Raw genomic sequence first — 14,025 nt, 5'->3', positions numbered from 1 at the left:
ATTTTTACCACCTACCGCCGCACAGCACCACCGGGTGATTGTTACCCCAGGTTATGCCGCGCCACCGGCAGCAGATAACGCTCTGTTTCGGCCAGTATTTGCGCTAAGTATTCATTATCCAATTGGCGAAACACTCGCTGCACGTAGGGATCTTCCCCTTCTCCGGGAATGCGCTGATCGCCCTGCCAGGCCTGCAGCAATTTGGCGCGCGCCTTGATTTGCGCGTCTTCCTCCCAGTCGATTTGCTGCGTTTCCGGCAGATAGCACTGACTCAGCCACGCCCAGCCGCTCTTGTTCAGCAACAGCAGCGGCTGACTCAGACCGCGCTGATAGCCCGTCAGCAGTTCCGCCAGCTGCGCCTGTGCCTCTTCAGGCGCCAGCGCGGCAAAGCGCCAGGCGGAGTTCTTGCGGCCATACATGCGGCTCTCGCCGGTGCCGCCGGCGCAGCAGTACACCAGGTGCTCCAGCCACAGCAATATGCCATCCACCGCCGACAGCGTCGCGGGCCGCCAGCGCAACAGGCCGTCATCCTGCACCTGATGCAGCCAGCCGCTGAGGCGCACGCCGGCGATATCGATATCCAGCTCCAGGCTATGGCTCTCTGCGCGTTCCGCACGCACCTGCTCGGCCAGTTCGCTCATCTCTTCCTGCTGCTTTTGCCAATAAATTTCGCCGAAGGCGCCATAGGGCAAGCCGCCGGCGGCGCGCACCCGCTGGAACAGCCGTTCGGGATCGTCACCGTCGATCAGCGTATTCAACAGTTGGCTGTTGAACTGGTAGCGGCTGAGGTTATCCAGCGTGAAGGGTTCTTCGTCCGGCAGCTCGGTCTCTTCCAGGATAAAACTGACGCCCAGCCGCAGTTGGAAAAACGCGCGAATCGGATGGCGGTAAAACCGCAGCAGTTCATCCAGCGATATTTGCTGCAGCGCTTCGGCGGGCAGCGGCTGGTTGAACGCCGGATGCGCCGCACCGCGCCCATCGGCGGCGGGCAGCCACTCGGCGGCATAGCTTTGCTCCTCCGAGCCCGGCAAGAAGTTCTCGGCGGCGAACGGCATGCGCGCGTGCCACTTCAGCAAGTGCTCACCAACCCGCCGGGCGCTGTCGTCTGCGCTAAGCTCTTCATCTCCCGGCAGGCAATAGCTTTGTTCCAGGTACTCCAGCAGCTCGGTGACCAGTACCGAAGGGTAGCGCGGGCTGTTGTCCTGAATGGAACGGCCGATGAAGCTGATATACAGCCGCTGTTGCGCGGACAAAATCGCTTCCAGGAACAGATAACGGTCGTCATCGCGTCGGCTGCGGTCGCCGCGTTTGACCTGCTGCGCCATCAGATCGAAACCCAGCGGCGGCAGCGTGCGCGGATACACGCCGTCGTTCATGCCCAGCAGGCACACCACCTTGAACGGAATGGAACGCATAGGCATCAGCGTACAGAAGTTGATTTGCCCGGCGAGGAAGCGCTGGCTGATGCGCTCCTGATCGAGACGCGCCGCCAGATCGTCCCGCAGAATGGTCAACGGCACCTCATCGGGATAGCGCGCCGCCAGGCCAAAATTAATGGCCTGCTGCCACTGCTGTTCGATCAGCGCCAGCACCACCTCGGTGTCGCTGTCCGCAGCGAAGAAAGCATCCAGCAGTTGCCGGCAGAGCGGCAGCCACGCCTCGAGCGGGCGCGCTTCGCTCAAGATTTGCCGCCAGTGGCTGAGCTGCGCCAGCAGGTCTGCCAGCTGCCCCGCCAGTTCGGCGACCAATCCGCTCGATTCGTCGTAAGGCAAAATGCCCTGCCAATCGCCGGCATTGCTGTCCATTGCGTAGCCAAGCAACATGCGCGTGATGCCAAAGCGCCAGGTATGTTGGCCGGTAGCGGGCAGATCCAGTTCGCGCACGTTATCGTCGTCCAGGCCCCAGCGCACGCCGGATTCACCGACCCAATGACGCAACAGGCGCAGCCCCTCTTCGCCAATGGCGAAACGGGCGGCCAGGGCCGGCACCTCAAGCAGCGCCAGCACCTGTTCCGAGGTAAAACGGCTTTGCGGCAGATCGAGCAGTGAAATGAACGCCTGCAGCGCAGGATGCGCCTGGCGCGCTTTACGGTCGGAAATGGCGAACGGCAGGTAGCGCTCGGCAGGGGCATTGCCGAACACTGCCTGAATATAAGGCGTGTAGCTGTCGATATCCGCCACCATTACGATGATGTCGCGCGGCGTCAACGACGGATCCTGCGCCAGCATGGTCAGCAGTTGATCGTGCAGCACCTCCACTTCCCGCTGCGGGCTGTGGCAGGCATGCAGGCTGAGGGAACGGTCGTTCTCATCCAGCGGACGTTTGCTGAAGCTGCTTTCCAGCGTTTCCGCGGTAATACCGATCACCGCATGGTCTTCCAGCTCCAGCATGTCGCGCTGAACGGCGTGCAGCATGGTATCGGCCGGGATATCGACAAAGGCGTCAACCTCTTGCGCCCCTTCCATCTGCGACAGCAGATAGAGGTGATCGCGCCCCAGCTTGCCCCAAGAGGCCAGCAGTGGGTTGCTGAGCTGCTGCTGGCCTTCGGCGTCAAACAGGCGCGCCGCGTCATCCGGCTGGCGGAACAGCCCGTGCTCGCGTGCCTGATGGTAGTGACGGCGCTTGCGGCTCTGCAAACGGGCCAGGAAAGCGTAATCCTGAATATCGCCCCAATAGTAGCGACAGGGGTTGGTGAACATCAGGTGGATATCGATATGCCGCCCCAGCGCCTGCAGCGCTTCCAGATAGACCGGCGGCAACGCCGAGATGCCGCAGATAAACACCCGCGGCGGCAAACCGGGCGGGCAGGTTTTTGCCTGCTCCAGCGCGTGGATAAATCGGCTGTACAGATTGGCGCGGTGCCATTCCGGCTGCCCCAGCTCGCGCGTGTACTCCACCAGCCGCGCCCAGAGCGGCGCCTGCCATTGCTGAGCCTCCGCCAGGCCGTCGATGCGCTCACCGCGCTGCCAGCTCTCCAGCCACTGCGGGCGATAAACCAAATATTGGTCGAACAGGTCGGCGACCCGGCCGGCCAACTGGTGAATCTTGCGCTTGTCACCGTCATCGGTCAGATAGTGCTGCAGTGGCGCAAACGCCGGCTGAGTCAGCATCTCCGGCAGCAACCACATCAGCTTCCAGGTCATGGCGTCCTTGCTGAAGGCGCTCTCTTTCGGGATATCCGGCAACACCCGGGTGAACATGTCCCAAATAAAGGTCGCCGGCAGCGGAAACGCAATATTGGCGGCGATGCCGAACTGTTCCGCCAACTGCATCTGCAGCCATTGCGCCATACCGGGGCTCTGCACCAGCACCACTTCCGGTTGAAAAGGATCGGCCAACGGATCTCTGGCTATCAGCGCGCTGGTCAGCGTTTTCAACAAATCCAGCTGATTGGAATGATAAACCGTGAACATCAAGGCTCCTTTAAAACAAAAGACTTACCGGCTTAAAAGCGGGTGCAATACCAGCGGCTCAGCGTCGCCCACTGCCGCTGCGGCGTTTGGACTCTAACCGTCAATCGGCGGCAATCACTCTCCGCATCGTCAAGCGCCGTCTCGCGTCGCCAACCTTCCGGCGGAGATTCGGCCTCGAGCCGCCCGGTGACGGCGAACGCTTCTAACTGCTGATGCGCCAGCGCCCAGGCTTGCCGGTAGTGCCACTGGCGCTGAAACGACTGCAACAGCACCTGATGATACTGTAACAAGCCAAGCAGCGACACCGAGAACAGCAAGGCCGCCACCAACACTTCCGGCAGGCTGAAGCCGTTGCGGGATAGCCGCCCTGCCCGAGCGTTAGCCGTCACAGTCGGTCAGCCTTTTCTCTGGGCAAAAATCCAGCCGACCGCCCGGCTGAGCTTGCACCTTGCCAGCGGTCTCTGCGCCGTTAAAGGTGCCCCACTGATACAGCCAAAGCGGTTCACCGCCGCGCATCTCACCAAGGCCGCGTATCGTCACAACGCCCGCTCTGGCAGACAGCCGGGCGCAGGCCGTCAGTTCCGCGCGCTGCCTGCATAACCAGGCCGCCGCACTCAGCTCGGCGTGTGGCCAGCGCTGGCTCATACCCCAACTCAGCGCCGAAGCGGCCTGAGTATAAGCCTGAAGGTAACGCTGCTGATCGGCGGCCAGTAACAGCGCGTTATCCAACTGCCGATGCTGAGCGTTAAGCAACATCAGCCCCAGCGCCAACAGCAACATCACCGCCGCCAGAGTGCTACCGCCCCGCTGGGTTCGCCAATTCATGGCAGCGCCGCCATTTCGACGCTCGCACTCAGGCTGCGCCTGATACGCGTATCGCTGGCGGAGCGCCCCGCCAGCGTCAGGCGAGCCAAGGTCGCGCCGTGATCGCCCCGCTCGATCGCCACATGAAACCGCTCAATGCGCACTTCGTCATAATCGAGCAACCGCTCCCAGCCACCGCCATCGCATTGGCTCACGCCGCGCTGCCCTTCCAAGCCGCCATTGCGCAGCCGGTAACCGAAATAGCCCGCATCCTCGCCCGAAGCGAGCCATTGCCCGCTGCGAGCGATGTCGTAGGCAACGATAACGCAACTGCCCGCCGCTTCTCCCGATGCCTGACCGATCAGCAACGGACGGCCGGCGCACTGCCCGGCGCAAAAACCGGCGCGGCGCAGATCTTTCTCAATGCCGAACGCCAGTTGCCGCAGCGTTGACTCCAGCCGAAAGTGCTGGCTGACGACCACGCTTTGCTGGCGCAACAACGGATAGGTTTTCGCCGCGCCGAGCGCGATCACGCTGCCGAAGACCAACGCCAACATCACCTCCGGCAAGGTAAAACCGCGTTCTAAAGTCAACATAGCGCAATGCCTCTGACCCGCTGCCCTTCGCTGCACAAACGCAGCCGCCCACGGGCGGACAGCACCAGCCGCAGGCTGCCTGCGTCGTTGCTGAGAAGGATGTGCCCCGCCTGCGCAGTATTGCGCAAACCGTAAAACCCAATCTCTTTGCCGGTGTAGCCGCTCAAAGCGACGTCACGATAAAACGGCGAGAAAACGGCGCCTTCGGCGGAAGCGCAATCCGTCGGCGGCACGCCACCGCCCAGACACCAGGGCGTGCCGTTCTTGAACCACAGCAGCGTCGCGCGGTTACGCCAGTTGGCGTCCGCCTGCAATCGCAGCAAAAACGCCAGCAGCTGCTGAGCCGTGTGTTCCAGCCGCAGCGCTTGCTGATGATAACGCCATTGCCCGACGCCCCAGCCGGTGAGCATGCCGGCGATCAATATCGCCGCCAACAGCTCAATCAGCGTCATGCCACGCTGGCGATCATCGATATTCGAGAGAGTATTGTCTTTCATGCCGCCAGTGTAAGGATCGCCACAACGCGGTAAAGCCGCATGCGTAATCGCTGCGGCAAGCTGCGCAATGTTTTATTTACGACGGCAGAGGACGACAAAAAAATGCGGCGCGGTGCGCAATGCGGATAAAAAAAGGGGTGCAATCTCTGCCCCCCTGGTGTGATGCGGTTAAGGTTAGATCGCGACCGGCGCCTTGATGGCCGGGTGCGGATCGTAACCTTCGATCTCGAAGTCTTCGAAACGGTAATCGAACAGCGAAGCCGGCTTGCGTTTGATCACCAGTTTCGGCAACGGACGCGGTTCACGCGTCAGCTGCAGCTGAGTTTGTTCCATGTGGTTGCTGTACAGGTGGGTATCGCCGCCGGTCCAGACGAAATCGCCCACTTCCAGATCGCACTGCTGCGCCATCATATGCACCAGTAGCGCGTAGCTGGCGATGTTGAACGGCAGGCCGAGGAACACGTCGCAGGAACGCTGGTACAGCTGGCAAGAGAGCTTGCCGTCCGCGACGTAGAACTGGAAGAACGCGTGGCACGGCGCCAACGCCATCTGATCCAGCTCGCCGACGTTCCAGGCGGAAACGATGATGCGGCGCGAATCCGGATCCTGCTTCAGCTGTTGGAGCACGTTGCTCAGTTGATCGATCTGACGGCCGTCCGCCGCGCCCCAGGCGCGCCACTGTTTGCCGTACACCGGGCCGAGATCGCCGTTTTCATCAGCCCACTCGTCCCAAATGGTGACCTTGTTGTCACGCAGGTAGGCGATGTTGGTATCGCCGTTCAGGAACCACAACAGCTCATGAATGATCGAACGAAGATGACATTTCTTGGTGGTCACCAACGGGAAACCTTCCTGCAAGTTGAAACGCATCTGATGGCCGAAAATCGACAGCGTGCCAGTGCCGGTACGGTCGGCTTTAGGGGTGCCCTCGGCGAGCACCTTGTTCATCAAATCCAGATACTGTTTCATTTGTCCCTCACGACATTTGTTGCTGCGGGCGACGACGGTACGCCCAAATCATCATAATAATACCGGCCACCACCATCGGGATGGACAGGATCTGCCCCATGCTGATCACGCCGTCGAACAGGCCGAGCTGGGCATCCGGCTGGCGGAACGCTTCAACGATGATGCGGAATGCGCCATAACCGATCAGGAACAGGCCCGAGACGGCGCCCATCGGCCGCGGCTTGCGAATAAACAGGTTCAGAATGATAAACAGCACCACGCCTTCCAGCAGCAGTTCATACAGCTGCGACGGGTGGCGCGGCAGTACGCCGTACTGATTCAATAACGGCAGCAAAGAAGGATCGGTGGCGGCGAGGGCCACGTCTTCGCTGCGCGAACTTGGGAACAGCATCGCCCAAGGGGTATCGGTGGTCACGCGGCCCCACAGTTCACCGTTGATGAAGTTGCCGAGGCGGCCGGCGCCCAGGCCGAATGGGATCAATGGCGCGATAAAATCGGAAACTTGGAAGAAGGTGCGTTTGGTGCGGCGAGCGAACCAGAACATCACCAGAATCACCCCCATCAAGCCGCCGTGGAACGACATGCCGCCATCCCAGACCTTGAACAGATAGAGCGGGTTATCCAGGAACAGCGGCAGGTTATAGAACAGCACATAGCCTACGCGGCCGCCGACGAATACGCCCAGGAAACCGGCGTAGAGCAGGTTTTCAACTTCGTCTTTGGTCCAGCCGCTGCCCGGCTTGTTGGCGCGGCGCACCGCCAGCCACATGGCAAAAACGAAGCCGACCAGGTACATCAGGCCGTACCAATGCAGAGAAACCGGGCCAATGGAGAAAATGACCGGATCAAATTTAGGAAACGCCAGATAGCTATTGCTCATCTATCACCACAACATGTCTGTTATTTTTCCCCATGCGGGGGCGGCAGGTGCCAAGCGGCGGCGGAGATTGTCCCGCGTCTTGCAAGCAGCAGCATTGGCCGCTGCGGTGTGCAAGGCGACGAGCCTGCGCCGCACTGAGGTTGCGCATCATAACATAGGCTTAGCGCGGTCCGGTCCGGCAGGCCGGGAAAAGTTCTGTAAAAAAATCACAACGCGCGGCGGCTACCGGCCCCCGCGGATCAACCCGCCCATGCCGCGCCGCTCCATAAACGCCGCCACCAGATGGCGCACTTCGGTAGTCATCTGGGTGTTCAACACCCGGTGAGCCAGCATTTCGGCGTCGGCAAGGTCGATATGCCGCAGCAGGTATTTGATGCGCGCCACGCTGCGGCCGTTCATGCTCAGATTGCGATAGCCCATGCCCACCAGCAACAGCGCGCCCATGGGATCGCCGGCCAGCTCACCGCAGAGACTAAGCTGCAACCCGGCCGCGTTCCCCTGCTCGGCGATCAGTTTCAGCACCTGCAGCATCGCGGGGTGCAAACTGTCATACAGCGAGGCGACTCGGGTATTGTTGCGATCCACCGCCAACAGGTACTGGGTCAAATCGTTGGTGCCGACCGAGATGAAATCAACGCGCCCGGCCAGATGCGGGATCAGGAAAATCATCGACGGCACTTCCAGCATCACGCCGATTTTCGGTTTCGGGATCGCATAGCCAAGCACCTCTTCCACCTCGCGCCCGGCGCGGTCAATCAGGCGTTTGGCCTCATCGACCTCTTCCAGGCTGGTGACCATCGGCAACAAAATGCCCAGATTGCCGGTGCCGGCGTTGGCGCGCAGCATCGCGCGCACCTGAATCAAAAAGATCTCCGGCTGATCCAGGGTGATGCGGATGCCGCGCCAGCCCAGGCAGGGGTTCTCTTCGCTGATCGGCATATAAGGCAGCTGCTTGTCGGCGCCGATATCCAGAGTGCGCAGCGTAACCGGCTTGCTCGGGTAAAGCTGCAGCATGCCCTGGTACTGCGCGACCTGTTCCTCTTCGGAGGGGAAGCCGCTTTGCAACATGAACGGGATTTCGGTGCGGTATAACCCCACGCCATCTACCCGGCCGCCCAACAGCTGTTCATGTTCCGGGCTGAGGCCGGCATTCAGCATCACCTGAATGCGCTCGCCGCTTTTCAACTGCGCCGGCTGCTCGACGTCGTCTTCCGCCAGCTTGCTCAGTTCCAGCTCTTCGCTGATCAGCCGTTGATATTCCTGCACCAGCACCGGTTCAGGATCGACCAGCAGTTCACCGCGATAACCGTCGACGATCAGCAGCCGCTGGCTGAGCAGAGAAGGCTGGATGTCGGCGCCCATCACCGTCGGCACCCCCATCGCCCGCACCAGAATCGCCGCATGCGAGTTGGCGGCACCGTCGCGCACCACCACGCCGACCAGGCGATCCTGCGGCACTTCGGCCAGCAATGTCGCGGTCAGCTCATCCGCCACCAGCACAAAACGCGCCGGCCACTGGGTAGCGCCCTGAGTGGTGTCGTCGAGGTGGAACAGCAGACGCTGGCCCAGCGCGCGCAGATCGCTGCCGCGCTCGCGCATGTAGGTGTCCTGCAGTTTGGCAAACTGCTCGGCAAAGGTCTCTATCACCTGTTTCACCGCCCACTCCGCCACCGAACCGTTGTCGATTTCGGCGAACAGTTCGCGCTTGAGGCGGGCGTCGTTTAGCAGGTGAGAGTAAAGATCGAAGATCGCCGCGCTCTCCTTTTGCGAACTGGCGGCAAAACGCTTGCTGAAGCGGCGAAATTCCGCGCCGGCCTCTTCCAGCGCCAGCGTCAGGCGCTCGCGCTCGCTGGCGGTGTCCAGCGTCGAAGCGCGGTAAACCTGATCGAGTGAAGGCTGGCTGCTGTCCTGCCACCCTTCCGCCACCGCCACGCCGGGCGAGGCCGCCAGCGCGCGCACGCGCGTTTGGCGATACTGGCCGAAAATGGCGTTAAGCTGCGATTGTGACAGGATCCCGGCCATCTGCGTGGCCAGGGTGACCATGAAAGACTCTTCGCTTTCGTCGAACTGGCGCAGTTCGCGCTGCTGCACCACCAGCACGCCCAGCAGCTGGCGCCGATGAATGATCGGCACCCCGAGGAAGGATCGGAAACGATCCTCTTTCACCTGCGGGACGTATTTGAAACTGGGGTGGCTTTGGGCATCGGCCAGGTTGATAGGCTCGGCTCTGCGGCCGACCAACCCGACGACGCCCTCGTCAAACGCCAATGCGATAGTGCGCCCGCGCGGCTTTTTCAGCCCGCGCGTGGCCATCAGGTAGTAGCAGCGGCGATCGTTGTCCGCCAGATAGATGGAACACACTTCGGTGTCCATCGCCAGACAGGTTTCATTGACCAGCAGATCCAGCGCATCCGTCAGACTGGCCGCCGCAGCCACCTTCTCTACAATTTCTCGCAAGCGCGTGAGCATAGTCGGCTTAACTTAACCTCTCTTTCGGCGATAAGCAGGAGCCTGCCGTGGCGCCGCCTGCTCTTGCATCGGCATCACGGTCACGGCGAATTCTTTCATCACCCGGCGGTAGACGTCGCGTTTGAACGACACCACCTGGCGTACCGGATACCAGAAGCTCACCCAGCGCCAACCGTCGAACTCCGGCGTGCTGCTGCGCTGCATATTGATATCAGCGTCATTGCACAGTAGCTGCAACAAAAACCATTTTTGCTTTTGGCCGATACAAACCGGCTTTGTGTCCCAACGCACCAAACGTTTCGGCAATTTATAGCGCAACCAGTTGCGGGTCGAAGCCAGGATGCGCACATCCTTTTTACTCAGCCCCACTTCTTCGAACAGCTCACGGTACATCGCCTGCTCCGCAGTTTCGCCAGGGTTAATCCCACCTTGGGGAAACTGCCAGGAGTGCTGACCGTAACGGCGGGCCCATAAGACCTGCCCCTGACGATTACAGATTACGATACCAACATTCGGGCGGTAGCCATCATCATCGATCACCGGACTACCTCGATAAGCTTAAATTCGCATAGATGTCCTGATTGTTTCACACAAGCTACAGGCGGTAAACCACTGCTTTACGGCGCTGCGGGCCGAATAACATTGGGATAACTCACAGATATAAGCAAAGTTATAAACATACCCTAGCCTTTCAGACCGGTTTTATTCACTTTTTCTGTGGATAGGTGTGTGCAGAACTCGAGGAATAAGCCGGTAAAACTCTTACCCCCCAAAATCCCCCCTCAACACTAAAAACGAATATTTATTTTAAAAACATGCAATTATGCATTAACGCATCGTTATATACAGGGCAAAAATGTGATCTGTGCACGGTAAGGATCTTACCCTGGCGAAAGATCCACCAACGTCGTTTTTATCCACAGATTATCCGGGCAAGTTACGCACAAAACGGACAAATTCGTAAAAAACCGCCCGAGTCAAGGCTGTAAATTGAACCAGTGATCGGCAAAAATTTGGGTTATCCCAAAAATCTGTGGATAAATAGGTGTAAGATCCTGTTTATTGTCGGTGGCTTCAGGTGAACAAGCCCCGCCAGTGCATTGTCCACCACGCCAAGAAAGGAAAAAAGTCATGTAAAATCATGCTACTATTATTCTTTTCCCCAAGCGATGGCGGTTATCGCTCACCGTGCATAATTGCAGTACGTTTTTCAACCAAATTAGACAGGCTTGATTTATGGCGTTTTTATCCCCTTTGCCGCCCCCGCCGGAAAATGAACGGCAGCTGTTCGAGCGCGCTCAGGCGCTGGCCGGCGCCAGCTTTGGCGAACTGGCCGCTCGCGCGCAGTTGCCGATCCCCAAGGATCTGAAACGCGATAAAGGTTGGGTAGGCATGCTGCTGGAGCTGTATCTCGGCGCCATGGCCGGCAGCAAACCGGAGCAGGACTTTCCCGAGCTGGGCATCGAGCTGAAAACCATTCCTGTCGACGCCGCCGGCAAACCGCTGGAAACCACTTTTGTCTGCGTCGCTCCGCTCACCGGCAACAGCGGCGTCACCTGGGCCAACAGCCACGTTCGCTACAAGCTGGCGCGCGTGTTGTGGATACCGGTAGAAGGCGAACGCCAGATCCCGCTGGCCGAACGCCGCGTCGGTGCGCCGCTGCTGTGGAGCCCAAGCGCGGCAGAAGACGAAATGCTGCGCCGCGATTGGGAAGAATTGATGGATCTGATCGTGCTCGGCCACGTAGAGCGCATCACCGCACGCCACGGCGAAGTGCTGCAGCTGCGGCCCAAAGCGGCTAACAGCAAGGCGCTCACCGAAGCCATCGGCGAACAAGGGCAACCGATCATGACGCTGCCGCGCGGCTTCTATCTGAAAAAGAGTTTTACCGGCGCGCTGCTGGCAAGACATTTCTCAATCTAAGCGATTTCGTTTAACTCTGGTTTAGCTGCCCCTATCAGCGCCATGATAAACGCGTATAATTCACGCTTTGCATTTATTAAGTATTAATAAGGTGTGTCGAGCAATGTTCGAATGGATTATGGATCCCAATGCCTGGTTAGCGTTAGGCACGCTAACCATTCTTGAGATCGTACTGGGTATTGATAACATCATTTTTCTGTCGCTGGTGGTGGCCAAGCTGCCCAAAGCGCAACAGAACAAAGCTCGCCGGATCGGGCTGGCCGCCGCCATGCTTATGCGCCTGGCGCTGCTGGCTTCCATCGCCTGGGTGATCCGCCTGACCCATCCGCTGTTTACCGTGATGGAGCACAGCGTATCCGCTCGCGATCTGATCCTGCTGCTGGGCGGGCTATTCCTGATCTGGAAAGCCAGCAAAGAGATCCACGAAACCATCGAAGGGTCGGAAGAAGAGCACCACACCAAGGTGCACAGCTTCTTCGGCGCGATCGTGCAGATCATGCTGTTGGATATTATCTTCAGCCTGGATTCGGTGATTACCGCCGTGGGCCTTTCCGACCATCTGTTCATCATGATGGCGGCAGTGGTGATCGCCGTCGGCGTGATGATGTTCGCCGCCCGACCGATCGGCGAATTCGTCAACCGCCATCCGTCGGTGAAAATGCTGGCGCTGGCGTTCCTGATCCTGGTGGGCTTCACGCTGATGCTGGAAAGTTTCCAGGTGCACGTGCCGAAAGGCTACATCTACTTCGCCATGTTCTTCTCGATGTCGGTAGAAGTGCTCAATCTGATGCGCAGCAAAAAAAATCGCGCGCCGGAATAGCGCTATCTATATGAAAGCCGCCATTGGCGGCTTTCATCACTTTGTTGACCTCTCATTTCACTTTTTCTTATCAGATAAAGACTTATCTGAGACGCGCTTCGCCGAGAGTTTGCTAATCTTGAAAGAACATTATTTTCTGCATAATCGAGGATCCGCAGGATGAAAAAGTGGGTAATGGCAGTGTCTGCGCTGGTGATGGTGGCTGGCCTGGCGGGGTGTTCCAGCGACTACGTGATGGCGACCAAAGACGGCAACATGATCCTGACGCAAGGCAAACCGGAGATCGATGAAGATACCGGCCTCATCAGCTATAAAGACGAGAAAGGCAACCAGCGCCAGATCAACGGCGATCAAGTTTCTCAGGTTATCGAACGCTAATCACCGCCCGCCGGCTATCGCCCGTTCAAGCGCGGTAGCCCCCATTCGCGTCCGCACGGAATCCGCTTCCCCCATCTTCACCGCTTGGTTATAGTCAGGAAAGGCGACATCGCCGCCCGACGGACTCTGCGCCGTCTTCTGACATTGGGCTCCTGTTTCACCGGGCCGCGCGGCCCGTAAGCGCTAACAAGAAAGGAAGGCCGTTAATGCAATACCACCGTATTCCCCACAGTTCTTTAGAAGTGAGCGTGCTGGGACTGGGCACCATGACCTTTGGCGAACAGAACAGCGAAGCCGACGCCCATGCGCAACTGGACTATGCATTGGCCGCAGGCGTGAACCTGATAGACACCGCCGAACTGTACCCTGTGCCGCCCCGTCCGGAAACCCAGGGCCTGACCGAAAGCTATATCGGCAGTTGGCTCAAGGCGCGCGGCAATCGCGAAAAAATCGTCCTGGCCAGCAAAGTCTCGGGCCCGGTGCGCGGCACCGACAGCAGCATTCGCCCGCAGCAGGCGCTCGATCGCAAAAACATCCGCGCCGCGCTGGACGCCAGCCTCAAGCGGCTGAATACCGATTATCTCGATCTCTACCAATTGCACTGGCCGCAGCGCGCCACCAACTGTTTTGGCAAACTCAACTATCAATACACCGACGACAAAGCCACGGTCACGCTGCTGGAAACGCTGGAGGCGCTGACCGAGCAGGTGCGCGCCGGCAAGATCCGCTATATCGGGGTTTCCAATGAAACGCCCTGGGGCGTGATGCGCTACCTGCAGCTGGCGGAGAAACACGAGCTGCCGCGCATCGTGTCGATTCAAAACCCGTACAGCCTGCTGAACCGCAGCTTTGAGATTGGCCTGGCCGAGATCAGCCAGCACGAAGGGGTGGAACTGCTGGCCTATTCCAGCCTGGCGTTCGGTACCCTGAGCGGTAAATACCTCAATGGCGCAAAACCGGCCGGTGCGCGCAATACGCTGTTCACCCGCTTCAACCGTTATTCAGGGCAGCAAACCCAGCTGGCGATCGCCGAGTACGTGGCGCTGGCCAAAAAACACGGGCTGGATCCTTCGCAGATGGCGTTGGCCTTCGTGCGTCAACAGCCGTTCGTCGCCAGCACCCTGCTGGGCGCCACCACGGTGGATCAGTTGAAAATCAACATCGACAGCCTCGATGTGGTATTGGATGAAGGCGTGCTGCAGGCGCTCGAAGAAATCCATACCCGGTTTACCATTCCGGCGCCTTAATACAGCAAGGGCGCAGCCTGGCTGCGCCC

The 14,025-nt window shown here is 59.5% G+C and carries 13 protein-coding genes; 4 read left to right on the top strand and 9 right to left on the bottom strand.

The genetic code is table 11. From position 1 onward, the window contains the following. Positions 1-41: 41 nt before the first annotated feature. The 9 genes from recC to rppH all read right to left on the bottom strand — a co-directional run bounded on the left by recC (position 42) and on the right by rppH (position 10,168). A complete protein-coding gene (gene recC / locus ACJ8HN_RS21820) occupies positions 42-3,413 on the bottom strand; it encodes an exodeoxyribonuclease V subunit gamma (protein WP_442523938.1) in 3,372 nt (1,123 codons plus the stop codon). 32 nt (positions 3,414-3,445) lie between these two features. Continuing rightward, on the bottom strand, positions 3,446-3,802 hold the full coding sequence (locus ACJ8HN_RS21815) for a prepilin-type N-terminal cleavage/methylation domain-containing protein (RefSeq protein ID WP_033649504.1): 357 nt from the start codon (positions 3,800-3,802) through the stop codon (positions 3,446-3,448). After that, positions 3,792-4,238 (bottom strand): YgdB family protein, encoded by a 447-nt coding sequence (locus ACJ8HN_RS21810; protein WP_060429298.1) that lies wholly within the window; start codon positions 4,236-4,238, stop codon positions 3,792-3,794. Before ACJ8HN_RS21810 ends, ACJ8HN_RS21815 begins: the two co-directional genes overlap by 11 nt. Then, positions 4,235-4,813, bottom strand: coding sequence for a prepilin peptidase-dependent protein (locus tag ACJ8HN_RS21805; RefSeq protein ID WP_041036506.1), 579 nt, complete (start codon positions 4,811-4,813; stop codon positions 4,235-4,237). Before ACJ8HN_RS21805 ends, ACJ8HN_RS21810 begins: the two co-directional genes overlap by 4 nt. Then, complete coding sequence (locus ACJ8HN_RS21800) at positions 4,807-5,310, bottom strand: prepilin peptidase-dependent protein (protein WP_049212619.1); 504 nt, start codon at positions 5,308-5,310, stop codon at positions 4,807-4,809. Before ACJ8HN_RS21800 ends, ACJ8HN_RS21805 begins: the two co-directional genes overlap by 7 nt. A gap of 174 nt (positions 5,311-5,484) precedes the next feature. Continuing rightward, complete coding sequence (gene thyA, locus ACJ8HN_RS21795; protein ID WP_016929918.1) at positions 5,485-6,279, bottom strand: thymidylate synthase; 795 nt, start codon at positions 6,277-6,279, stop codon at positions 5,485-5,487. A gap of 7 nt (positions 6,280-6,286) precedes the next feature. Further along, entirely contained in the window at positions 6,287-7,159 is an 873-nt protein-coding gene (lgt, locus tag ACJ8HN_RS21790; RefSeq protein ID WP_033635761.1) for a prolipoprotein diacylglyceryl transferase, read from the bottom strand. Between the two features lie 222 nt (positions 7,160-7,381). Continuing rightward, positions 7,382-9,628 carry a phosphoenolpyruvate--protein phosphotransferase gene (gene ptsP, locus ACJ8HN_RS21785; protein ID WP_079656744.1) on the bottom strand — a complete coding sequence of 749 codons (2,247 nt, stop codon included), beginning with the start codon at positions 9,626-9,628 and terminating at the stop codon, positions 7,382-7,384. A gap of 12 nt (positions 9,629-9,640) precedes the next feature. Further along, the gene (gene rppH, locus ACJ8HN_RS21780; RefSeq protein WP_004931849.1) at positions 9,641-10,168 is read right to left on the bottom strand and encodes an RNA pyrophosphohydrolase; all 528 of its coding nucleotides are present in this window, start codon (positions 10,166-10,168) and stop codon (positions 9,641-9,643) included. Between the two features lie 696 nt (positions 10,169-10,864). Between rppH and mutH the strand changes: the two genes are divergently transcribed. The 4 genes from mutH (at position 10,865) to ACJ8HN_RS21760 (ending at position 13,996) form a co-directional block, all read left to right on the top strand. Next, positions 10,865-11,551, top strand: a complete 687-nt coding sequence (gene mutH, locus ACJ8HN_RS21775) for a DNA mismatch repair endonuclease MutH (RefSeq protein ID WP_060422183.1) — start codon at positions 10,865-10,867, stop codon at positions 11,549-11,551. Between the two features lie 103 nt (positions 11,552-11,654). Next, positions 11,655-12,371, top strand: coding sequence for a TerC family protein (locus tag ACJ8HN_RS21770; protein ID WP_442523937.1), 717 nt, complete (start codon positions 11,655-11,657; stop codon positions 12,369-12,371). 159 nt (positions 12,372-12,530) lie between these two features. Further along, complete coding sequence (locus ACJ8HN_RS21765; RefSeq protein WP_033635766.1) at positions 12,531-12,749, top strand: YgdI/YgdR family lipoprotein; 219 nt, start codon at positions 12,531-12,533, stop codon at positions 12,747-12,749. 206 nt (positions 12,750-12,955) lie between these two features. After that, positions 12,956-13,996: an NADP(H)-dependent aldo-keto reductase gene (locus tag ACJ8HN_RS21760; RefSeq protein WP_442523936.1), complete on the top strand. Its 1,041-nt coding sequence runs from the start codon at positions 12,956-12,958 to the stop codon at positions 13,994-13,996. The last annotated feature ends 29 nt before the right edge of the window (positions 13,997-14,025 follow it).

This window comes from Serratia sp. CY29653, from assembly GCF_052169255.1.
GTDB lineage: Bacteria > Pseudomonadota > Gammaproteobacteria > Enterobacterales > Enterobacteriaceae > Serratia > Serratia sarumanii.
The sequence above is the reverse complement of the archived record's forward strand: the minus strand, read 5'-3'. Positions and strand labels throughout refer to the sequence as shown.